The 22,991-nt window shown below is 38.3% G+C and carries 15 protein-coding genes and 2 tRNA genes; 9 read left to right on the top strand and 8 right to left on the bottom strand.

The features are described 5' to 3' along the window. Window positions 1-36: 36 nt before the first annotated feature. The 5 genes from D0T50_RS08420 to D0T50_RS08440 all read left to right on the top strand — a co-directional run bounded on the left by D0T50_RS08420 (window position 37) and on the right by D0T50_RS08440 (window position 5,395). Window positions 37-813, top strand: a complete 777-nt coding sequence (locus tag D0T50_RS08420; RefSeq protein ID WP_163223084.1) for an AMP nucleosidase — start codon at window positions 37-39, stop codon at window positions 811-813. 11 nt (window positions 814-824) lie between these two features. Then, a complete protein-coding gene (holA, locus tag D0T50_RS08425) occupies window positions 825-1,844 on the top strand; it encodes a DNA polymerase III subunit delta (RefSeq protein WP_163223085.1) in 1,020 nt (339 codons plus the stop codon). 1,342 nt (window positions 1,845-3,186) lie between these two features. Next, on the top strand, window positions 3,187-3,642 hold the full coding sequence (locus D0T50_RS08430; RefSeq protein ID WP_163223086.1) for a helix-turn-helix transcriptional regulator: 456 nt from the start codon (window positions 3,187-3,189) through the stop codon (window positions 3,640-3,642). A gap of 80 nt (window positions 3,643-3,722) precedes the next feature. Beyond that, window positions 3,723-4,496, top strand: coding sequence for a dihydroorotate dehydrogenase electron transfer subunit (locus D0T50_RS08435; protein WP_163223087.1), 774 nt, complete (start codon window positions 3,723-3,725; stop codon window positions 4,494-4,496). Continuing rightward, window positions 4,484-5,395 carry a dihydroorotate dehydrogenase gene (locus D0T50_RS08440; RefSeq protein ID WP_163223088.1) on the top strand — a complete coding sequence of 304 codons (912 nt, stop codon included), beginning with the start codon at window positions 4,484-4,486 and terminating at the stop codon, window positions 5,393-5,395. The genes D0T50_RS08435 and D0T50_RS08440 overlap by 13 nt, the downstream gene beginning before the upstream one ends. Window positions 5,396-5,603: 208 nt before the next feature. Here D0T50_RS08440 and trmD read toward each other — a convergent pair whose 3' ends face one another. Then, window positions 5,604-6,281, bottom strand: a complete 678-nt coding sequence (trmD, locus tag D0T50_RS08445; protein ID WP_163223089.1) for a tRNA (guanosine(37)-N1)-methyltransferase TrmD — start codon at window positions 6,279-6,281, stop codon at window positions 5,604-5,606. Window positions 6,282-6,355: 74 nt separating this feature from the next. Here trmD and ligA point away from each other — a divergent pair, with 74 nt between their 5' ends. Then, entirely contained in the window at window positions 6,356-8,356 is a 2,001-nt protein-coding gene (ligA, locus tag D0T50_RS08450; protein ID WP_163223090.1) for an NAD-dependent DNA ligase LigA, read from the top strand. A 99-nt stretch (window positions 8,357-8,455) separates the two neighbouring features. Beyond that, window positions 8,456-9,352 carry a 4-hydroxy-tetrahydrodipicolinate synthase gene (gene dapA / locus D0T50_RS08455; protein ID WP_163223091.1) on the top strand — a complete coding sequence of 299 codons (897 nt, stop codon included), beginning with the start codon at window positions 8,456-8,458 and terminating at the stop codon, window positions 9,350-9,352. Window positions 9,353-9,462: 110 nt separating this feature from the next. Here dapA and D0T50_RS08460 read toward each other — a convergent pair whose 3' ends face one another. The 6 genes from D0T50_RS08460 to D0T50_RS08485 all read right to left on the bottom strand — a co-directional run bounded on the left by D0T50_RS08460 (window position 9,463) and on the right by D0T50_RS08485 (window position 17,239). Further along, window positions 9,463-9,798 carry a zinc ribbon domain-containing protein YjdM gene (locus D0T50_RS08460; protein ID WP_163223092.1) on the bottom strand — a complete coding sequence of 112 codons (336 nt, stop codon included), beginning with the start codon at window positions 9,796-9,798 and terminating at the stop codon, window positions 9,463-9,465. Between the two features lie 70 nt (window positions 9,799-9,868). Further along, window positions 9,869-9,942 (bottom strand) — tRNA-Arg (locus tag D0T50_RS08465). A gap of 14 nt (window positions 9,943-9,956) precedes the next feature. After that, window positions 9,957-10,030, bottom strand: a tRNA-Arg gene (locus D0T50_RS08470). Between the two features lie 72 nt (window positions 10,031-10,102). Next, window positions 10,103-12,406, bottom strand: coding sequence for a patatin-like phospholipase family protein (locus D0T50_RS08475; RefSeq protein WP_163223093.1), 2,304 nt, complete (start codon window positions 12,404-12,406; stop codon window positions 10,103-10,105). 156 nt (window positions 12,407-12,562) lie between these two features. Continuing rightward, window positions 12,563-14,608 (bottom strand): molecular chaperone HtpG, encoded by a 2,046-nt coding sequence (htpG, locus tag D0T50_RS08480; protein ID WP_163223094.1) that lies wholly within the window; start codon window positions 14,606-14,608, stop codon window positions 12,563-12,565. Between the two features lie 102 nt (window positions 14,609-14,710). Continuing rightward, window positions 14,711-17,239 (bottom strand): ATP-dependent Clp protease ATP-binding subunit, encoded by a 2,529-nt coding sequence (locus D0T50_RS08485; RefSeq protein WP_163223095.1) that lies wholly within the window; start codon window positions 17,237-17,239, stop codon window positions 14,711-14,713. 559 nt (window positions 17,240-17,798) lie between these two features. Between D0T50_RS08485 and gyrA the strand changes: the two genes are divergently transcribed. Further along, on the top strand, window positions 17,799-20,324 hold the full coding sequence (gene gyrA / locus D0T50_RS08490) for a DNA gyrase subunit A (RefSeq protein WP_163223096.1): 2,526 nt from the start codon (window positions 17,799-17,801) through the stop codon (window positions 20,322-20,324). 36 nt (window positions 20,325-20,360) lie between these two features. Further along, window positions 20,361-21,578: a M48 family metallopeptidase gene (locus tag D0T50_RS08495; protein WP_163223097.1), complete on the top strand. Its 1,218-nt coding sequence runs from the start codon at window positions 20,361-20,363 to the stop codon at window positions 21,576-21,578. A 207-nt stretch (window positions 21,579-21,785) separates the two neighbouring features. Here the strand turns inward: D0T50_RS08495 and D0T50_RS08500 are convergent, their stop codons facing one another. Next, window positions 21,786-22,907 (bottom strand): universal stress protein, encoded by a 1,122-nt coding sequence (locus D0T50_RS08500; protein ID WP_163223098.1) that lies wholly within the window; start codon window positions 22,905-22,907, stop codon window positions 21,786-21,788. Window positions 22,908-22,991: the final 84 nt, after the last annotated feature.

Consider the following 22,991-nt stretch of genomic DNA (forward strand, 5'->3'; position numbering starts at 1 on the left):
CAACTTATACGTGGGACACAAATTTAACGGATAATTATGAAAACAAAGCAAGAAATCGTTGATAATTGGCTTCCGCGCTACACCAAACGCAACTTGGAAGACTTTGGTGAGTACATTCTGCTCACGAATTTCAATAACTATGTCGAGATATTTGCCGAAGCGTTCAATGTTCCGGTTTTGGGAAGAGATGCAAATATGATATCGGCTTCTGCCAATGGAATCACTATCATAAATTTTGGAATGGGCAGTCCGAATGCAGCAATTATCATGGATTTGCTTGCGGCTATAAAGCCGGTGGCTTGCTTATTTCTCGGAAAATGCGGTGGAATCGACAAAAAATTGAAGCTTGGTGACTTGATTTTACCCATTGCTGCCATTCGTGGCGAAGGAACCTCCAATGACTATTTCCCCCCTGAAGTTCCCTCGCTTCCGGCATTTATGTTGCAACGAGCAGTTTCCTCAGCCATTCGAGACCATGGTCGCGATTATTGGACAGGTACCGTTTATACCACTAACCGTCGTATCTGGGAACATGATGATACTTTCAAAAATTACCTTAGAACTACCCGCGCTATGGCTGTGGATATGGAAACAGCCACTCTTTTTAGCGTTGGCTTTGCTAATCATATCCCTACAGGTGCACTTTTGCTGGTGTCCGATCAACCTATGATTCCCGAAGGTGTGAAGACTGATAAAAGTGACACACACGTAACACGCAATTTTGTTCGCGAGCATGTAGAAATGGGAATTGCTTCATTGCGTATGATAATAGACGAGAAGAAAACAGTAAAACACCTCAAATTTGATTGGTAAAAACAAGATTAATGGCTAAGAAAGAGTGGACATATGAGGGTATCCTCACTGACTTAAAGAACGGAAAATACTATCCGGTCTATTACCTCATGGGTGAGGAAGCCTATTTCATAGACCAAATAGCCGATTATATAACCAATAATGTTCTGTCCGAAGACGAGAAAGAATTCAATCAAACCATAGTCTACGGCATGGACACAGACATTTCTACTGTTATTAATGCGGCAAAGCGATATCCTATGATGTCTAAGTATCAGGTTGTTATGGTGAAAGAAGCGCAGTCGCTGAAGAACCTGGAAGAGCTTTCGTACTATCTACATAAGCCATTGGAATCGACCATTCTTGTCTTTTGCCACAAACATGGCTCACTCGACCGCCGCAAGAAAGTAGCTGCCGAAATAGAAAAAACAGCGGTACTCTACGAATCAAAGAAAATAAAAGACGCGCAGCTTCCGACATTTATAGCCTCTTATATTAAGCAAAAAGGTGTCGACATAGAACCCAAAGCTGCAGCTATGCTCGCCGAATTTGTTGGCACAGATTTAAGTCGCCTTACTGGTGAACTAGAGAAACTTGTTATAACTCTTCCGCAAGGACAAACCCGTATTACTCCTGAATTAATTGAGAAGAACATAGGCATTAGCAAAGATTATAATAATTTTGAGTTGCGTAATGCTCTGGTTGAAAAGGATATCCTGAAAGCTAATACCATCATTAAGTATTTTGAAGAGAACCCCAAAACAAATCCGATACAAATGTCGCTTTCACTACTTTTTTCGTTCTATTCCAATTTAATGCTTGCCTATTATGCGCCCGAAAAGAGCGATCAGGGTGTAGCTGCTTGGTTGGGATTAAGAAGTCCTTGGTTGGCTAAAGACTACATGACTGCTATGCGAAAATATACCGGTATCAAGGTGATGCAAATCATTGGCGAGATACGCCAGGCAGATGCAAAATCGAAAGGAGTAGGGGGCGCTTCCATCTCAAGTGGTGATATTCTTCGCGAACTGATATTTACTATATTGCATTAAGATAAAAAGAAATCCGCCTATGGATCGTGCTCCTTCAGCCATAGGCGCACGAGTGTTCATCCATAGGCTCACACCTCTTCGTCCATAGGCTCACGCCTCTTCAGCCATAGGCTCATGCTTGCTCCGCTTATGGGTTATAGTTTGTCAACCATAGTTTAAGTAAAGAAGCCATTAAATTCAAAAGAAAACCTCTTTGTTGTATACAAAACTTACAATTCTTTTTTAGTGAATTTGTACTATTGACGTAAATAAATTTCTTTTTGTGTATTTGTTGGTCAACAATAGTTTGAAGCAAAATTCCAGAGATTCTTTTCATCCTCCTCTTATCTTATCATAACTCTTTCTTATTGGTTATTAATAATTACAAATAGTTCTCTGTTTTTCAGTATTCAGTTTTCCCTGCTTTTTCAAATAAAGAAGTAAAACAGGTAATCAATTTCTCGACTTATTTCAAAGATATTGGGAGAGAGGAGTTTTCTTATATATGGCCCAAATGCTATCATAATGTCAAAAATAGCATAAAATAGAAATTTTGCTTATTTGATTCAAAAAACAAACAAAGTAGAAAGAGCCGAAAAGTGGCTTATCTTTCTGATAGCCAAATGATTAACTCATTTTTAAGCCTAGTAGAATCGTTTTTTTTCGACAAACTGTCCGGGATGGCGAAATTTTTGAAGTATTGAGGCCTTAAAGGTACTTTGTTTTATGAAATGTAATGATTTGTTTTATTTTTATAGAGTGTACAAAAGTAAATTGAAAAATACTACTGCATAAAACTATGACGAATTGATAGATTTGTTTCATTTACAACTATAGCTTTGTGAAATTTGAATATCGGTAATTTACAGTTGTGATATTTACAATTAGAATGGTATTACAGTTATTATTGTAGTATACTACTTTACAATAATAAAACAAGTAAATTACGATTTTATATTAAGAAATCATTCTGTGATAATTAACTATTAACACAGTTGTTTTGAATAATATTATTTGTTGAATATCAGCCGATTATAATATTTTATATAAACGAACAGTGGCTATTTGAGTTATTTGATGGGTTACAGTTGTAAAACACCTCTTTTCTGTTTAGTTGTAAGTAATTTATTATGCTTATTATTAGCGCTTTATGTAATATTACCTCTTCTAAAAAAACAAATATATTTTAGATCGATGTTGAAGGTTTATTTTACTGTATTATAGATTTGTAAATGTAACCTCACAAACTTAAATTTGCAAATGTAAAATATATGTTTTACATTTGTGCTTTATGTGTATCTTTGTATTTTAATAATGTAAAAGCACAACTGTAACAATATAAATCAATAATATTATCTTTATTATGGGAATAAAAGAGAGAATGGAGCTTATAATGGAAAGTGAGAAGTTAACTTCTACAGCATTTGCCGAGCGTATTAATGTTGTACCAGGCACCCTTTCTCATATCTTTAATGGCAGAAGCCAGCCAAGCTTGAATGTTGTGATGAAAATAAGTAAGCACTACCCTAATATAAATTTAGAGTGGTTGCTCAAAGGAGTTGGCGAAATGTATAATCAAAAAAGCGTTCTTGCTGGAGATTCTTACCCAAGTTTATTCGATTTAAGCGAAGAAATTCCGGCCGAGCGACCGTCTGCTCCGGAAAATCGCAAGGAAATGGCATTAGAAACCCCTAAAAACGAAGCTAACCATACTGTAATTCAAGAAGTTAAATATATAGAAAGACCTCCACGGAAAATCACAGAAATTCGAATCTTTTTCGACGATAATACATACGAAACCTTTAAAGGTGAAAAATGAGTTGCAAAACCTACTCTTGATGGGCAATTTCATTGTATCTTTGTGCTTTAATGACTAATTACTCCTCTTTATTACACCAGATGAAAAAATATGTTTTAGATCTGACGGTAAGCGAGAGTATTCAATTGAATGATACAAATGTATTACTCAAAATGACTTCCTCGCAACCGCTCCCCGAAATGATTCCGGGACAATTTGCGCAATTGCGCGTAGACAATTCTCCTACCACCTTCCTGCGTAGACCTATTTCAATCAATTTTGTGGATAAAGCACGCAATGAAGTGTGGTTTATGATACAATTGGTTGGTGACGGTACACGTTGTTTAGGACGCTCTGTAGAGGGCTCTGTAATCAATGCAATGTTGCCCTTAGGCAATGGGTTTAGTATGCCCGAAGCTGCTACTGAGAAGCTACTGCTGATAGGTGGTGGCGTGGGAACAGCTCCTATGCTTTTTTTAGGCGAGCAATTGGCTAAAAAGGGTTATATACCAACGTTTTTGTTGGGTGCGCGTAGTTCTAAAGACTTGCTGGAACTGGATGAGTTTGGTAAGTATGGCGAAGTATATGCCACTACCGAAGATGGTTCGTATGGCGAACGAGGATATGTTACTCAACATTCTATATTAGAAGGTGCATTTGATCGAATTTACACTTGTGGGCCAAAGCCAATGATGGTTGCTGTAGCAAAGTACGCTAAGGCAAACAACATACTCTGTGAAGTATCATTAGAAAACACTATGGCGTGTGGAATTGGAGCGTGTCTTTGTTGTGTGGAAAATACCACTGAAGGTCACGAATGTGTGTGTGTAGAAGGTCCTGTATTCAATATAAATAAACTATTATGGCAGATTTAAGTGTAAAGATAGGTGACTTAAAATTAAAGAATCCCGTGATGACAGCTTCGGGAACTTTTGGATATGGCGAAGAGTTTGCCGACTTTATAGATATTGCGCGAATAGGCGGTATAATTGTAAAAGGAACTACTCTTCACAAACGTGAAGGTAATGCCTATCCTCGTATGGCAGAAACGCCCTCAGGTATGCTGAATGCGGTTGGTTTGCAAAATAAGGGGGTAGATTACTTCGTAAATTCGATTTACCCACGTATAAAAGAGGTTGATACCAATATAATTGTAAATGTTTCGGGTTCTGCAATAGAAGATTATGTAAAAACAGCAGAAATCATTAATGAACTTGACAAAATTTCAGCTATTGAATTAAACATCTCTTGCCCCAATGTAAAGCAAGGTGGAATGGCGTTTGGAGTGACTGCCAAAGGAGCAGCAGAAGTTGTTAAATCAGTGCGTTCTGCTTACAAAAAGACACTTATCGTTAAGCTCTCTCCGAACGTAACCGATATAACCGAGATAGCCCGTGCAGCAGAAGAAAGTGGCGCAGACAGTGTTTCATTGATAAATACATTACTAGGAATGGCAATAAACGCCGATACAAGGCGTCCAGTGCTATCTACGGTAACTGGTGGCCTCTCTGGTGCAGCCGTAAAACCCGTAGCATTGCGAATGGTTTGGCAAGTAGCTAAAGTAGTAAATATTCCTGTCATTGGGCTTGGCGGAATTATGAATTGGAGAGATGCTGTTGAGTTCTTATTGGCAGGTGCTTCAGCAATACAAATTGGTACGGCAAATTTCGTAGATCCTACTGTAACTGTAAAAGTAATTGAAGGTATTAACGAATACTTAGAGTTACATAAATGTCAATCAATTTCGGATATAATAGGTGCGCTTGAGGTATAACTAAAAACAAGTGATTGCCATTCGCGGGTGTTTTGGCTGAAAAGTGATAATAACGCGATGAAATGGGACAAAAAGAGAAGCTACAAAAACCGTAGCTTCTCTTTTTGTTTTACCCATAAATGGTAAGTTGATTTCTATGTTCTATTTCACTCTTTTCTACGGTTATCCTCAACGAATACAACAATTGAAAATACTTAACGAAAAGAGTTTATTCCTTTAATAAGTCCGGACGAAGTCTTTTTGTGCGTTCCAAAGACTGCTGCAATTCCCATTCTTTTATCTTTGCCTCGTGCCCTGAAAGAAGTACATCAGGTACTTCCCATCCTTTATAATTTGCCGGACGGGTGTATACCGGTGCAGCTAATAAGTTATCTTGAAAAGAGTCGGATAGTGCAGATTGTTCGTCGGAAATAACACCGGGTATGATTCGTACGATGGAATCGGCAATAACAGCTGCAGCAAGTTCGCCACCAGTCAATACATAGTCTCCAATACTTATTTCTTTCGTAATCAGGTGTTCGCGAATGCGGTAGTCTATGCCTTTGAAATGGCCGCAAAGGATAATTAGGTTATTTGCAAGAGAGAGTGTGTTGGCTGCTTTTTGGTTAAATTGCTCACCATCGGGCGTTGTGAATATCACCTCATCATACTCTCTTTCGGACTTCAGTTTGTTTATACAACTCTCTATTGGCTCTATTTTCATTACCATACCGGCAAATCCACCAAAAGGATAGTCATCTACCCGGCGATGTTTGTCGGTAGCATAATCACGAAGGTTGTGGATGTGTATCTCTGCAAGTCCTTTATTTTTTGCACGTTGCATAATGGAGCAATTGAAGAAACCTTCAATCATTTCGGGCAATACCGTAATAATATCTATGCGCATAGTTGCTTAAATTTGTGCAAAAGTACGAATATTCAAAGATAAACCCCTATTTTTGTCTGAAACAATCCTTTAATATGACTGCGAAAGATAGAATTGACGAGCTGAGAACAGAACTTCATCGTCATAACTACCAATACTATGTACTAAATACGCCGGAGATATCCGATCGCGATTTCGATCTTCTAATGCATGAACTACAAGAACTGGAAGAAAAGCATCCCGAATATGCGGATGCAAACTCGCCAACAATGCGTGTAGGGAGTGATTTAAACAAAAACTTTGTGCAAATACAGCATAAATATCCCATGTTGTCGCTTGCAAATACCTATTCGGAAAGTGAGGTTACTGACTTCTACGAACGTGTGCGCAAAGCTCTAAACGAAGAATTTGAAATCTGTTGTGAGTTAAAATATGACGGAACTTCCATCTCGTTGACCTATGAAAATGGACGCTTAATACGTGCTGTAACACGTGGTGATGGCGAAAAAGGAGATGATGTTACAGATAATGTAAAGACCATTCGTTCCATTCCCTTGATGCTTCATGGCGATACATATCCGCAGGAATTTGAAATCCGTGGTGAAATACTCATGCCTTGGGACGTATTCGGACAACTAAATGAGGCGCGTGAGGCGCGTGAGGAGCAGCTGTTTGCCAACCCACGAAATGCAGCTTCGGGTACTTTGAAGTTACAAAATTCAGCAATTGTAGCGTCGCGAAAGTTGGATGCCTATTTATATTATTTATTAGGAGAGAATTTACCTTTTGATGGTCATTATGAAAACCTGCAGGAAGCAGGAAAGTGGGGATTTAAGACATCAGATGCCACACGTAAATGCGAAACGCTGCAGCAGGTATTTGATTTTATTAAATATTGGGATGTTGAACGCAAGAATTTACCTGTTGCTACTGATGGTATTGTACTGAAAGTAAATAGCTTACGCCAACAAAAGAATCTTGGATTTACAGCTAAATCACCTCGTTGGGCTATTGCTTATAAGTTTCAGGCTGAACGTGCGTTGACACGCTTGAATAAAGTGACTTATCAGGTTGGTCGTACAGGCGCAATCACACCGGTAGCCAATCTGGAACCTGTTCAGTTATCCGGCACGATGGTAAAACGCGCTTCATTGCACAATGCGGATATCATTGAAGGGCTTGATTTGCATATCGGAGACATGGTGTATGTAGAAAAAGGAGGTGAAATTATCCCCAAAATAACCGCTGTGGATACTGATGCACGAAGTTTTATGCTTGGTGAAAAGGTGCGATTTATAACTCGTTGTCCTGAGTGTGGCAGTGAATTGGTGCGCTACGAAGGTGAGGCAGCTCATTATTGTCCTAACGAAACAGTTTGTCCTCCGCAAATAAAAGGGAAAATAGAGCATTTTATTAGTCGTAAAGCGATGAATATTGATGGCTTAGGACCTGAGACGGTAGATTTATTCTATCGTCTACAGCTTATTAAAGATGTTGCCGATTTGTATAATCTAAAGATGGAGGACCTGAAAGACTTAGATCGTATGGGCGAAAAGTCGGCAAGCAACATACTAACAGGAATTGAAGCAAGCAAAAATGTGCCATTTGAACGTGTTATTTTTGCTCTTGGTATTCGCTTTGTGGGCGAAACTGTAGCTAAGAAATTAGCAAAATCCTTTGTGGATATCGACGAATTGGCACATGCTGATATGGAAACACTTACGAATATTGATGAAATAGGTGAAAAGATAGCGCAGAGTGTTCATGCATACTTTGCCAACCCGGCTAATTCTTTATTGGTTAATAGGTTAAAGAGCTACGGTTTGAAACTTCAACGAACGGAAGAAGATATGAGCGGTTACACCGATAAACTAGCAGGAAAATCTATCGTTATAAGTGGTGTTTTTATGCATCATTCGCGCGATGAATACAAAGAGTTGATTGAAAAGAATGGAGGAAAAAATGTAGGGAGCATCTCTGCAAAAACTAGTTTCGTTTTAGCAGGCGACAATATGGGACCTGCCAAATTGGAAAAAGCACGGAAGCTGGGTGTCGAAATAATAGATGAAAATACATTTCTGGAGTTAATTTCATAACAATTTAATACGAATATGTAAAATAGGGTTTATATCTGTCTGCAAAAGCCGAATTTATTTGTACTTTTGCGCAGGTTTAAAAGAGACGAAATAATACACATGTTACAGACGATCAGATTGAAAGGAATGGGGGTAGCGTTAATTACTCCTTTCAAGGAAGACGAAAGTATTGATTTTGAAGCATTAGTTAGATTAGTGGACTATGTGGTGCAAAATAATGCTGATTTTTTGTGTGTGCTGGGAACAACCGCCGAGACACCCACATTGAGTGCCGAGGAAAAGAAATTAGTAAAGGATACTGTTATCCAACGTGCTAACCGAAAAGTTCCTATCTTATTGGGCGTGGGGGGAAATAACACGCGCGAAATTGTTGATACACTTAAAAACGACGATTTCACCGGTGTAGATGCCATTCTTTCTGTAGTTCCTTACTACAATAAGCCATCGCAAGAAGGAATCTATCAACACTATAAAGCTATATCCGAAGCATCCAAACTTCCTATTGTTTTATACAATGTACCAGGTCGAACTGGTGTTAATATGACCGCAGAGACAACATTGCGTATTGCACGTGATTTCAAAAATGTGGTTGCTATTAAGGAAGCCTCGGGAGATATAACCCAAATGGATGATATTATTAAAAATAAACCAGCCAATTTTGATGTTATTTCGGGCGATGATGGAATAACTTTCCCGCTTATAACACTTGGTGCCGTGGGAGTTATCTCGGTAATTGGTAATGCATTTCCCAAAGAATTTAGTAAAATGACTCGCTTGGCGCTACAAGGCGACTATGGCAATGCACTAACCATTCACCATAAATTTACAGAACTCTTTAAGTTACTGTTTGTTGATGGTAATCCAGCTGGTGTAAAGTGTATTCTGCATGCTATGGGAATGATTAATAACACACTTCGTTTACCTCTTGTACCTACACGTATAAAAACGTTTGAAGCGATAAGACGCGTGCTTAATGAGTTGAATATTAAGTGCTAAACATAAAAAAACTGACTGAGTTTTGTGTCAAAACTCAGTCAGTTTTTTAAAAAAGTCAGTCAAAATTGGAGTAAAAATCACTCCATTTTTTGAACAACTAATTGTTTTTTTTATCCTTTCTTTAAGAACTCTGTTCGTAATACGATTCCCGAACCATTAATTTTGCAATCAACTTCTTCCGGATTGTCGGTCAGGCGGATATTTTTTACTTTCGTTCCTCGTTTAATAACCAACGAAGATCCTCTCACGTTCAAATCTTTGATTACTGTTACCGAATCTCCTGTTTGCAATTCTGCACCGTTACTATCTCTTGGTGTATCATCACTTGCTGAAGTATTTTCTTCGCCTGTTGCCCACTCATGAAAACAATCGGGACAAACATTTAGTGAGCCGTCAAAGTATGTATTCTCCATGCCACATTTTGGGCAGTTTGGTGTTTCTTCCATAATTCTGTATGTTAATGAATAAATGAATATCTATAAATGAAAAAAGGCACCTTAAAAGTGCCTCTTTCCGTGATCGCGACAGGATTCAAACCTGTAACCGGCTGATCCGTAGTCAGCTACTCTATTCAGTTGAGCTACGCGACCGATTGTTTTGGAAGTGACCGCGACAGGATTCAAACCTGTAACCGGCTGATCCGTAGTCAGCTACTCTATTCAGTTGAGCTACGCGGCCTTCTTTTAACGGGTGCAAAGATACGGTTTTTTATTAAAAAGCAAAATGTTTCTACAAAGTTTTTGCGCTTATTTACTCAATAAAACGATAGTTAAATAGATTCCAACCCAATGAAAGTCCAAAGTTCCACTCTCTTTTCGGTGAGCTATAATGGTTTACATACGCTGAAATAGCACCGAATGGCAACTGACAAACTAAAGAAATATCTGCAATGTATTCAAACTTAGAAAAGACATCGCCATAATACGCTTTGTTGGTCGATTGTTTCTCGATTGGAAATATGGGTGCAAATCCATAGAATTCTCCGCGCAAATGGAGTAGTGAGTTCAGATGGAATATAGGTTTAATGCCAGCCGCCACGTATTGATTTGCTCTAAAGGCATCATTATAAGTCATTTTACTATGCGGTGTAGGCGAAAAATCTCCTGCTTGCATCATAGTTGCCGCATAGTTTTCCGAAAAGTTCCTGGATGCATATAGTGCCTGAATATGAGAACCTAAGGTAAATTTGTTCCCTATTCTGTGATATTCTTCGCGCATATATAAGATTTGCAGCCATGATTGGTCTTTTTTATACTTTTCGGCCATTTCATCTTGTTTGGCAGCATAATATTTTTCGTTTCCAGTAAATATCTGTGCCGTTATTTCTTCACGATAACCTTTAGTAGCATACTGCCGGGCATTGAGTGTGCTTCCATTTATACTCAAAGAACCCCCTATGAGGTTATAGATGCTTTTATCAAATTTGTATTCGTTCAAATCAATAATATCCGATTGTAAGTAACGGTCTTCCAGTTTTCCTATTCCAAATCCAAACTCAGCACGTTTGCTTGACATAAAAGGGAGTGCTACCTTTAGTTTCACAAATGCTTCTTCTTTCTTAGTGAAGGAATTCTTGTTATGCGAGGAAAAAATATTATCGTCTTTGAAATAATCGAATGTGCTATATGAGGCAATAAGCCTGTATGAGGTTGGAATTTTTGTAGGAAAGTCCATTCTTGCCATAAGTTGCACGTTGTTGTATATTTTTCCGATTTGACCGTCGAGCGAAACCTCTTTGGAATAATAGTTTAAGTCCTGATAGCTTAAACCAATGTAAATCTGGTTGGAGCTACTTGTAGAAACGCCACCTCCTACACGTATAGAAAAATCTGCTTGCAATTTTACATCTAAATGCAAATCGAACAGGTGAGTTTCTGGGTCATAAACTGCATGTGGAATGATTTCCGATATCAGATTATCAGAAAGTAGACGGAAATAGGCGCGCTTAAGATCTTCGTAAGTGAATATGTCATCGTCCGAGTTATGAAATTCCCGCTCAATATATTCCCTCTGTTGCGCGTTAGCACCTTTTATTTCAATACTCTTAAATCGAAGTTCGGGGTAACTGCTTTTATAAACAAGTCGGCGTAGGCGTACATTCTCTGCACTAACCGTACGTTTGATTCTGGTTTTTATCGAATCCATCATGCTAATGGTGCGGTCGTATCCAATTTTAGAGAGATCATCGATACGGTCGAAATCCAATAGGTTTACATCTTCATACTTAAATGTAAGCAGAATACCCAGTGAGTCTGCCATGGTATAGTCTGTTTTCTGCATTACCATGTTGTCTATCTGACTCATCAGGTCATTTTTGTCGGGTTTGCTAGGGTTTTTTGCTACCACACTACCAATAATGATATCGGGGGAAAAGTCATCAATCATAACATCAGTAGGGAAATTATTGTAAATACCGCCATCATATGCTAATGTGCCATTTATCTCAATCGGCCTGAATACAAACGGGAAACTCATAGAAGCTCGTACGGCATCTCCTAAATCCCCCGATCCTAATATTATCTGTTCTTTATTATGAACGTCCGACGCTATACAACGAAACGGAACAAATAAGTTATCGAAATCTTTATTTGCTGCCGCTGTGGCTGAAGCAAACAGTTGGATAAAAACCAAATTCATTTGTATAGGATTTACCATGTTAGTAGGCAATGTCAGCTGACTACCTATGTTTGAAAGGGAATCCTTTAATGAGATACGTAGGTTAAAGAAGCGTGGGTTATCTCGGTTTTTTTTGAAATAATAAATATAATCTTCTTCAATGGTACCAGTGTACCATCGTTTGAAATCTTCAGAGCGAATCAATTCTGTCATTTCATCGGGCGAATAACCCATTGCATAGAGCGAACCGATAATGGCGCCCATGGAGGTTCCTGTTATATAGTCTATAGGCACATTGTTCTCTTCGAGTGCACGTATAATACCGATATGTGTAAGACCTTTTGCTCCACCACCACTCAACACAAGACCGACCTTCTGCGCCTGTGCGCTTGTTTGTATAAATAAACTGATTATTAATGGTATAAGGTATTTTTTCATAGAAAGTTGTTACTTGCAAAAAAGCTATTTGTTTGAATTTCTCAAATATAACAATAAGTTTTTTGCAAATGTTTTTATTTCAAGCTAAATAATCAAAAAAAAGCATCACGAAATACTTCGTAATGCTTTTTTAGTAGCGTTTTAATCTGTATGATGTTAAATCATATCAATGCTTCTTTTCACAAAATTGCTAAGCGCTTCTCCTTTCAACATATTATTTTGTAATAAAGCAAGATCAATAAGTTGGCGGATGGTCTTATTATCGGTCGCGTATTTTGCGAAAATTCCTTCTTTATTAGCTTTAAGTGTATTCCACTGATTATCTAACTCTTTAAGTTGATCTTTTTCGGCAGTAGGAATTTCTTCATCCTTCTTCTCTTTATGACTATCTTTAAGCGTATTGCGAAGCTTATTCACATCATCAATTTCTGTTTGGATAGGTATGAGTTGAGCTTGGCAAGCTTCTTCTTCATCAGCAAGTACCTTTTTGATAAGTTTATGATCGGAATTGAGTATCAAATTAAACATATCGGGCATTTCTCCATAAAAACTCATGCCTGCCTGAATACTTGCCATGTCTTTCATACGGCGCATATATTCGCTTTGAGTAATCATTATTGGGCTACTGTTTTCGCCCAATGTTTGCGTTGATACATGAAATTCCACTTTTTCAATTTTAGGCAACTGACTCTTAAAGGCTTCTGAAAGAGCTTCTTGTTTGTCTGCAGCAAGGGCAGTGGCTTGCTTATCTTCTTTCACAATTAAATTGTCTACCACATCGCTGTCAACTCGTGTAAAGCGGCTCTTTTCAAACTTCTGTTCCAGCATACTGATGAGTGCAGTATCCAATTGTCCATCCATAAGGAGTACATTGTAACCTTTGTTTGCTGCAGCATCAATATAACTATATTGTTCGTCTTTATGATTGGTGTAGAGGTAAATCAAGTTGCCATCTTTGTCTGTTTGGTTCTCTTTAATGAGTGTTTTGTATTCCTCGTATGTATAAAACTTTCCGTCGGTATCGCCAAGCAGAGCAAATTTTTCTGCCTTTTCGTAGAAATCCTCTTGCGACAACATACCATAGTTTATAAATATCTTAAGGTCATTCCACTTTTCTTCAAATTGCTTACGATCTGTTTTGAAGATAGATTGCAGGCGGTCTGATACCTTCTTTGTGATGTATGTTGATATCTTCTTTACGTTAGAATCGCTTTGCAGGTAGGAACGTGATACATTTAATGGAATATCCGGCGAGTCGATAACACCATGCAATAAAGTAAGGAAGTCTGGAACAATACCTTCTACAGAATCGGTAACGTACACTTGGTTGCAGAACAACTGAATTTTATTCTTGCCCAAATCGATATTGCTTTTTAGTTTTGGGAAGTAAAGAATACCCGTGAGGTGAAATGGATAGTCCACATTTAGGTGAATCCAAAACAATGGCTCATCAGACATTGGGTAAAGATCGCTGTAGAATTTCTTGTAATCTTCATCGGTAAGGTCGCTTGGTTTGCGTGTCCAGATTGGATGTGTTTCATTAATGATGTTATCCTCCTCTGTTTCAACTTGTTTACCATCTTTCCAATCTTTCTTTTTACCAAAAGCAATAGGAATTGGTAAGTAGCTACAATACTTCTTTAGCAGAGTTGAGATGCGTGCTTCTTCGAGAAATTCTTTCGACTCATCATCAATATAAAGTATGATGTCTGTACCACGATCGGCTTTCTTCACTTCTTCGATGGTGAATTCGGGACTTCCATCGCATGACCATTTCACAGCAGGAGCATCGTCTTTATAAGACTTCGTTACGATTTCTACTTTTTTCGATACCATGAACGAAGAATAAAAACCCAATCCGAAGTGTCCGATAATGGCATTGGCGTCCTTCTGATACTTTTCAAGAAAGTCGTTTGCACCCGAAAAAGCAATTTGGTTAATGTATTTATCAATTTCTTCGGCTGTAAGTCCAATACCACGGTCGGAAATAGTTAGTGTTTTTTTACTTAGTGATACACGTACGGTTAAGTCACCAAGTTCTCCTTTGAAATCGCCCATAGAAGCTAATGTCTTCATTTTTTGTGTGGCATCAACCGCATTGGAGACTATTTCGCGAAGAAAGATTTCATTGTCACTATACAAGAATTTTTTGATAACGGGGAAGATGTTATCGGTAGTAACCCCAATATGACCTTTTTGCATACCTTATTTTATTTATGTTATTAATTATTGTTTTACGAAAAACAGGACAAAAAAAATGCCAGACCAACAGGTCTGACATTTTGACGTATTGCAATATACATGTTATTCTGTTACAATTGGGTTCACTTTCATTTCCAGTTCGCCCTTTTCATCATTAAGGATTACATGAATAGTATCGCCTTCTTGTGCTTTTACCGAAACAATTATCTCAGACAATCCATCTTCCAGATATGTTTGTATTGCTCTTTTTAGTGGGCGAGCACCGTATTGCACATCATATCCTTTTGTAGCGATGAACTCTTTGGCATTTTCGTCGATAACAAGTTTATAACCAATTGATTCTATTCGCTCATAGAGTCCTTTCAACTCAATGTTTATAATTTGTTTGATAGCATCAATCGATAGTTGGTCAAATGTGATAATCTCATCTACACGATTAAGAAACTCGGGTGAGAAAGATTTGTTCAGCGCTTTTTGAATTACACTGCGTGAATGTTCCTTGTCGTCAAAATTGGCTTGTGTGGCAAAACCAACACCACGACCAAAATCCTTGAGTTGACGCGTACCTATATTGGAAGTCATGATGACAACTGTGTTTTTAAAATCAATTGTTCTGCCATAACTGTCAGTCAGACGACCTTCGTCCATTACTTGCAGCAACAAGTTGAATACATCACTGTGTGCCTTTTCAATTTCATCGAGCAAGACGATGGAGTAGGGTTTGCGACGAACTTTTTCGGTAAGCTGTCCACCTTCTTCGTAGCCTACATATCCCGGAGGTGCTCCGACAAGTCTTGATACGGTAAACTTCTCCATAAATTCACTCATGTCAATACGTATCAATGCATCCGAAGAACCAAACATATACTTCGCCAATTCTTTCGCCAAGTGTGTTTTACCAACGCCTGTGGGCCCCAAAAACATAAATGTGCCAATCGGCTTGTTGGGGTCTTTTAATCCCACACGGCTGCGCAAGATAGCTTTTACGAGCTTCTCAATAGCGGGGTTCTGTCCAACAACTTCTTCTTCAAGTTTGTTCTTCATACCTGCCAGCTTCAGCCCTTCTGCTTGCGCCATGCGTTGTACCGGAATTCCTGACATCATTGAAATAACATTCGCAATATCCTCTTCGTCTACTGTTTGGCGATTGCTCTTCAGGCTCGATTCCCATTCTTCTTTCATTACTTCAAGTTGTTTGCTCAGCTCTTTTTCCTTATCTCGGAAGCTGGCTGCCAATTCGTAGTTCTGAAGTTTTACGGCTTCATTTTTCTTCAACTTAGCTTCTTCAATGAGGTGTTCCTGGTCTTCCAACTCCTTTGGAGCAGTTACATTAGTAATATGTACGCGCGATCCTGCCTCATCCAAAGCATCGATAGCCTTGTCAGGGAAGTTGCGATCGGTAATGTAGCGGTCTGTCAGTTTGACACATGCTGCCAAAGCAGCATCGGTGTAGTTCACATTGTGGTGTTCTTCATACTTATCCTTTATGTTTTTAAGGATTTGAAGTGTTTCTTCGGCAGTAGTAGGAGCTACCATAACCTTCTGGAAACGACGTTCAAGAGCACCATCTTTTTCTATGTTTTTACGATATTCATCGAGAGTAGTAGCACCAATGCACTGTATCTCTCCGCGTGCCAGGGCAGGCTTCAACATGTTGGCTGCATCCATTGAGCCGGTGGCCGAACCTGCACCTACAATAGTATGAACTTCGTCTATAAACAAAATAACATTCGGGTTCTTTTGCAACTCATTCAGGATAGAGCGGATACGCTCTTCGAACTGTCCACGATATTTCGTTCCGGCTACAACAGAGGTCATGTCAAGTGCCACAACTCGTTTGTCGAACAAGATGCGCGACACTTTCTTCTGTACGATGCGTAGTGCTAAACCTTCGACTATTGCCGATTTCCCTACACCTGGTTCTCCTATTAATACAGGGTTATTCTTTTTCCTGCGGCTTAGGATTTGAGCTAAACGTTCTATTTCCTGCTCACGCCCTACTACAGGATCAAGTTTTCCCTCTTCGGCAGCTTTCGTCATATCTGTGCCGAAATTATCAAGTACAGGAGTATCGTTGGCTGCTTTCTTTGATGTGGTGGTTTGTTTTTTATCTCCTTGTTGTTGCGAGGAAGCTGAAGAAAATTCGTCTTCATCCTCGTCGTCATCTTCGGTAAAACCAAGTCCGGACGAAATATCTGGCTGTAAAGAAAGTTGTTCAAATACTTTCTTATAGTCCACATCGTTTTCGCCTAAAACAGTAGCTGCAATGTTATTTTTATCTTTTAAGATAGCTAATAGCATATGCTCTACATCGGCTGTGTCCTTTTTCAAAAGTCTTGCTTCTAACAAGCACATTTTTAGAATTTTAGCCGATTCTTTAGATAATGGAACGTCTGCATTTGGCAATAACATTTCATCTTTATAGTTTTTCAAAACGCCTTCCAATTGTTTTTTTACAGCAGGGAGGTCTATCTTGAGTCTTGTCAATATTTCTATTGCTTTCCCGTCACCGTCGCGTATCAAGCCAAGCAACAAGTGTTCGGGTCCTATATAGCCATTGTGTAAGCGATTGGCTTCTTCTTTGCTATAACCAATGACTTCGGAAACTTTTTGTGAGAATTGATTATTCATATGTGTATCTCCTTCGTTATTAATCGGTTTAGTTTATTACAAATATAATAATATAATTAATGATATCTGCTCTATGCCGTTATTTTTGAATAGTATAACAAATTATGTGCCAACTTTTCTTACTCTTTACACTTAATATGTGTTAATACGCTGGATATACACTCCAATTCGAGTTTTGAGAGATAGGTCTTCACCTTCACAAAACGCTGTAAGTGAGTGATAGTAAGTAAGTTGTGTGTGAAGACCCTATATTTTATCCTTCACAGGGTTTTCTGGAGAATTTCTGACTGTTTTTGTATTAAGAAAACACTGAGAAACAGTTCGAAAAACAGTGAGAAGTGAAGCAAAAAACAGTCAGAAAAAGAGATTGCTTAAAAGCCTATGCTTCATACTCCGACAAGCCATAGTCTAGTGTCTTTCGCTATAAAAAGCATAGAACCTACGTGTTGAGGTGGTTTCTTGGAAAGTTTTTGATGTAATCGTTTTGTATGTCCTGAAAAAGCAGTAATTTAGCATGGTTTTTACAAACCATAAAATGTTTAATTAACAAACTCTCTAAATGCTTGAACAAGACAGAATTATAAAGATTAACATCGAAGAAGAGATGAAATCGTCCTACATTGATTATTCAATGTCGGTAATTGTTTCACGCGCTCTGCCCGATGTTAGGGACGGATTTAAGCCAGTTCATCGTAGAATTTTATACGGAATGATGGAACTGGGTAATACTTCAGATAAACCTTACAAGAAATCAGCTAGAATTGTAGGTGAAGTACTTGGTAAGTACCACCCACATGGAGACTCTTCTGTGTATTTTGCTATGGTTCGTATGGCGCAGGAATGGGCTATGCGATATCCTTTGGTAGATGGACAGGGTAACTTCGGGTCGGTCGATGGTGATAGCCCCGCAGCTATGCGTTACACCGAAGCTCGCCTAAATAAATTAGGTGAAGAAATGATGCAGGATTTATATAAGGAGACTGTAGATTTTGAACCAAACTTTGACGATACTCTAAAAGAGCCTAAGGTAATGCCCACACGTATACCGAATTTATTGGTAAATGGTGCCTCGGGTATTGCGGTAGGTATGGCAACCAATATGCCTCCTCACAACCTTTCCGAAGTAATAGACGGGTGTATTGCTTACATCGAAAATAACGACATCACCATAGATGAATTGATGGAATACATCAAAGCACCGGATTTCCCAACAGGAGGTTATATCTACGGAATGAGTGGTGTAAAAGAAGGATATCTTACCGGTCGTGGACGTGTTATAATGCGCGCTAAAGCCGAAATTGAAACCGGAAATACTCATGACAAAATCGTTATCACTGAAATACCTTACAATGTAAACAAAGCGGAACTCATTAAGTATATTGCTGACTTGGTGAACGACAAGCGCATTGAAGGTATCTCGAATGCTAATGATGAGTCGGACCGCGAAGGTATGCGTATCGTTATTGATATTAAGCGCGATGCCAATGCAAGTGTAGTGCTGAATAAGCTTTATAAGATGACAGCGCTTCAATCATCGTTTGGTATTAATAATGTAGCATTAGTAAAGGGGCGTCCACAAACGTTGAATCTTCATGCTATGATCAGCAACTTTGTTGAACATAGACACGAAGTGGTAATTCGTCGTACACAATTCGAATTACGCAAAGCCAAAGAACGTGCACATATCCTTGAAGGATTAATTATTGCTTCGGATAATATCGACGAGGTAATCCGTATTATTAAAGCAGCTAAGAATCCGGCAGAAGCTATTACAGGGTTAATGGAACGTTTTGAACTTTCAGAACTTCAGGCACGCGCAATTGTAGAAATGCGTTTAGGACAACTCACAGGGCTGATGCAAGATAAACTGCATGCCGAGTTTGATGAATTGCAAAAGAAGATTGCCGAGTACGAAGAAATTCTGAATAATGACGAACGCTGTCTTGAAGTAATCAAAGAAGAATTATTGGAAGTAAAAGCCAAATATGGTGATGAGAGACGTACGGAGATAGTTTATTCCTCGGAAGAATTTAATCCGGAAGATTTCTACGCCGATGATGAAATGATTATTACCATTTCGCACATGGGGTATATTAAGCGTACACCGCTTTCAGAATTCCGTGCGCAGAATCGTGGTGGGGTAGGGTCCAAGGGTACTGAAACTCGTGATGAAGACTTTATCGAGCATATTTATCCGGCTACGATGCACAATACCATGATGTTCTTTACCCAAAAAGGCAGATGCTACTGGCTCAAAGTGTATCAAATCCCTGAAGGTTCAAAGAACTCAAAGGGTCGCGCCATCCAAAATATGTTAAACATCGATTCGGATGATGAAGTAAATGCTTACCTTCGTGTTAAGAACTTGAATGATACAGAGTTCATAAACAGTCATTATGTGTTGTTTTGCACCAAAAACGGTGTTATTAAAAAGACATTGCTGGAACAATATTCACGTCCGCGCACTAATGGAGTAAATGCTATTACCATTCGTGAGGACGATAAAGTGATTGAAGTTCGCATGACAAATGGTAACAACGATATTATTATTGCCAACCGCAATGGTCGAGCTATTCGTTTCCACGAAACCGCAGTACGCGTAATGGGACGCACAGCAACTGGAGTACGTGGTATGACACTCGATATGGATGGCGAAGATGAAGTTGTAGGAATGATTTGCATTAAAAACCCTGAAACAGAAACAGTTATGGTTGTTTCGGAACAAGGATACGGCAAACGTTCTGAAATAGAAGATTACCGTAAAACAAATCGTGGTGCGAAAGGTGTTAAAACACTTAATGTAACAGATAAAACCGGTAAGCTCGTGGCTATCAAGTCGGTAACTGACGAAAATGACCTGATGATTATCAATAAATCGGGTATTACTATTCGTCTTGAAGTAAAAGATGTTCGCATCATGGGACGTGCTACGCAAGGTGTTCGCTTGATTAATTTAGAAAAGCGCAATGATCAGATAGCATCAGTTTGCAAGGTAACAACATCCGAAGAAGTATCGGAAGAAATGGATGAAACTATCAATGAGAATCCTGAAACTGATACGATAGCAAATGGAGATAATGAATAAAAATAAAAGTATTAATTTTTTAATTTCAAACTAATCATGAAAAAAGTATTATTTTCAATGGTTTTACTTATGGCTAGTAGCTTTGCTTTTGCTCAGGTTAAATCAGTAAAAGACGCAGATAAAATAGCTAAAGAAGCAAAGCCTGATTTTGCGAAAGCTGAAAAGCTTATCAACGAAGCACTTCAATCTCCCGAAACAAAGGATGATGCTGAAACTTGGAATGTAGCCGGTCTTATTGCAAAGAAGTACTACGATAAAGAGACAGAAAAGGCTTATTTGAATCAAAAATACGATACTGTAAAGTCGTATAATAGCATTTTTAACATGTTTACTTATTTTCTGAAGGCTGACGAGTTGGCTCAAATTCCAGATGCAAAAGGTAAAATCAAGAACAAGTACAGAAAGACAAATGCTGCTACATTGAAACAAGAGCGCCCTAATTTATTGAATGGTGGTATCTATTTTTTCAATGAAAACAACAATACAAGAGCGTTTGATTACTTCTCTTTGTATATTGAGTCTTCAAAAAGCCCAATTCTGGAAAGTGAAAACTTTATGCAAACAGATACTCTTATGGGGCAAATAGCATATTATGCCACATTGGCTGCTGCTAAAGAACAAGATGACGCCAAGATGCTTAAGTATGCTTCACTGGCAGAAAATGATGCTGAAGTAGGTAAATATGCTATGGAATTTGCTGCAACAGCCCACAAAAATCTAGGCGATACAGTTCAATGGCTGACTACATTGCAAAACGGTATTGCAAAATACCCAGAACACGCATTCTTCTTTGGTCATCTAATTGATTATTACAGCAATAATAACAAGAATGAAGAAGCAATGGCATTTGCCGACAATATGATTGCAAAAGATCCTTCCAATGATTTTTATCTTTATGTGAAAGCATATTTATATCAAAATATGGCAGATTACGACAATGCAATCGTATATTACAAAAAAACGATCGAAACAAATAGTGAGTATGCTGAAGCTTATTCAAATATAGGTTTAGCTTATCTTCAAAAAGCACAAGATTTCTCAGAAAAAGCGACTTTAGACATTGACAGTCCTCAATATGCTAAAGATCAAGAAACTCTAAGAAAGTTCTATGAAGATGCAAAACCATATTATGAAAAAGCAAGAGAACTCAAACCAGAGGAAAGAGATCTTTGGATTCAAGGTTTATACAGAGTTTATTACAACTTGAATATGGGTGCTGAATTTGAAGAAATTGAAAAATTGATGGGGCTATAAGTTCTTATTGAAAGACTATTAGAGGCTGTTCGAATCACTTCGAACAGCCTCTTTTTTATTTGTATATCTGTTCAATTTGGATATTCAGCAGCTTCCAATAATAAGTGGTAAATATAGAATATAATTGGTATTATGTTAAGTTGTGTTTATAACATACTATAACACAGGTTCTTACCTATTTAAAGATTGTTTGCTCTTACCTTCTCCCTACTTAATTACTAGCAATGGTGTATCTGAATGGAACAGCATCTTTCGTGCTAAACTCGGATTAAATAAGCGCGAAAAGATATTTCGCTTATATGATGCAAGTGCAAGTACATCAATAGAATTCTTTTTAATGTACGTGTCCATACTATATAAAATGTCTTCACCATTGATGACATCGTAGTTTATTCTTAATTTGGGATATTGTTTTTTGAAATACTCTTTAATTCCAGCCAGTTTTATCTCTCCCCATGCGTCCTTTGAGTCAGAAATTAGTGATACAGAGAAATTGTATTTACTTAATCCTTGAATAAACGAATCGAATGAAATTAAGTCGCGTTGATCGAAGTTGGTAAGAAACGCAATGTGCTTTATGTCATTGAAGTCGCTAAATGGCGTATTTTCGGGAATAGCAAGAACTGGAATGCGGCTGCGTTCAATAACCTCTGCAGCTACGCTGCCTATGAGGTCAATATCTTTTTGATTTTTGCCACGTGTTCCCATAATTATGATGATGGGATTTATCTCTTTGCTATATCGAAATATCTCTTCCTCGGGTATCCCCTCTTTAAGGGTGCAGCTAAATTCTACATTAGGAAGTGTGCCAGAAGTAATTTTCTCTTTAATTTTTTGAGATAATTCATTCAAATCCTCATTGACCTTATTTAATGTGTCTTTTATACCGATTTCATCGCTAATTTGATAGCTAAATACATCACCGTAGGGCAATGCAGAAGTATACATCGGGGTTAAGTACACGTGAATAAGAGCTATTTGTGCATGTAGTCTTTTGGCCAAATGAAAACCTATTTCACATGCTTTCATCGAGTATGCCGAAAAATCTACAGGAATAAGGATTTTAGATGGAATATTCTCTTTTGGAGACTCTTTATGCCCTTCTCCACCCAGGATATCGGCAGATAACCATGCTGAGCTTTCTATAATCTTCAGAGCACGTGGCAGGTCTGTTTCTTTGATCCGCAGGCGTACACCCGATGATACGATGGGTTGGATAAGATTTACATTGTGTATATATGCCTCTATTCCTTCGTTCTCAAGAACATTTTTGAGAATTTGGGCTTTCGAATACGTAAGGATGGCGAGAGTTATTAGTTTATCTTCCATAATTCTATCGTATTATTTATGTTTTCCTTCTACTATAATAACAATAAAAAATCCCAATTGTTTGCCTGGTTTGGTTCAATTGGG

It is taken from the genome of Bacteroides sp. 214 (assembly GCF_010501015.1).
In the GTDB taxonomy this organism is placed as follows: Bacteria; Bacteroidota; Bacteroidia; order Bacteroidales; family Bacteroidaceae; genus Bacteroides.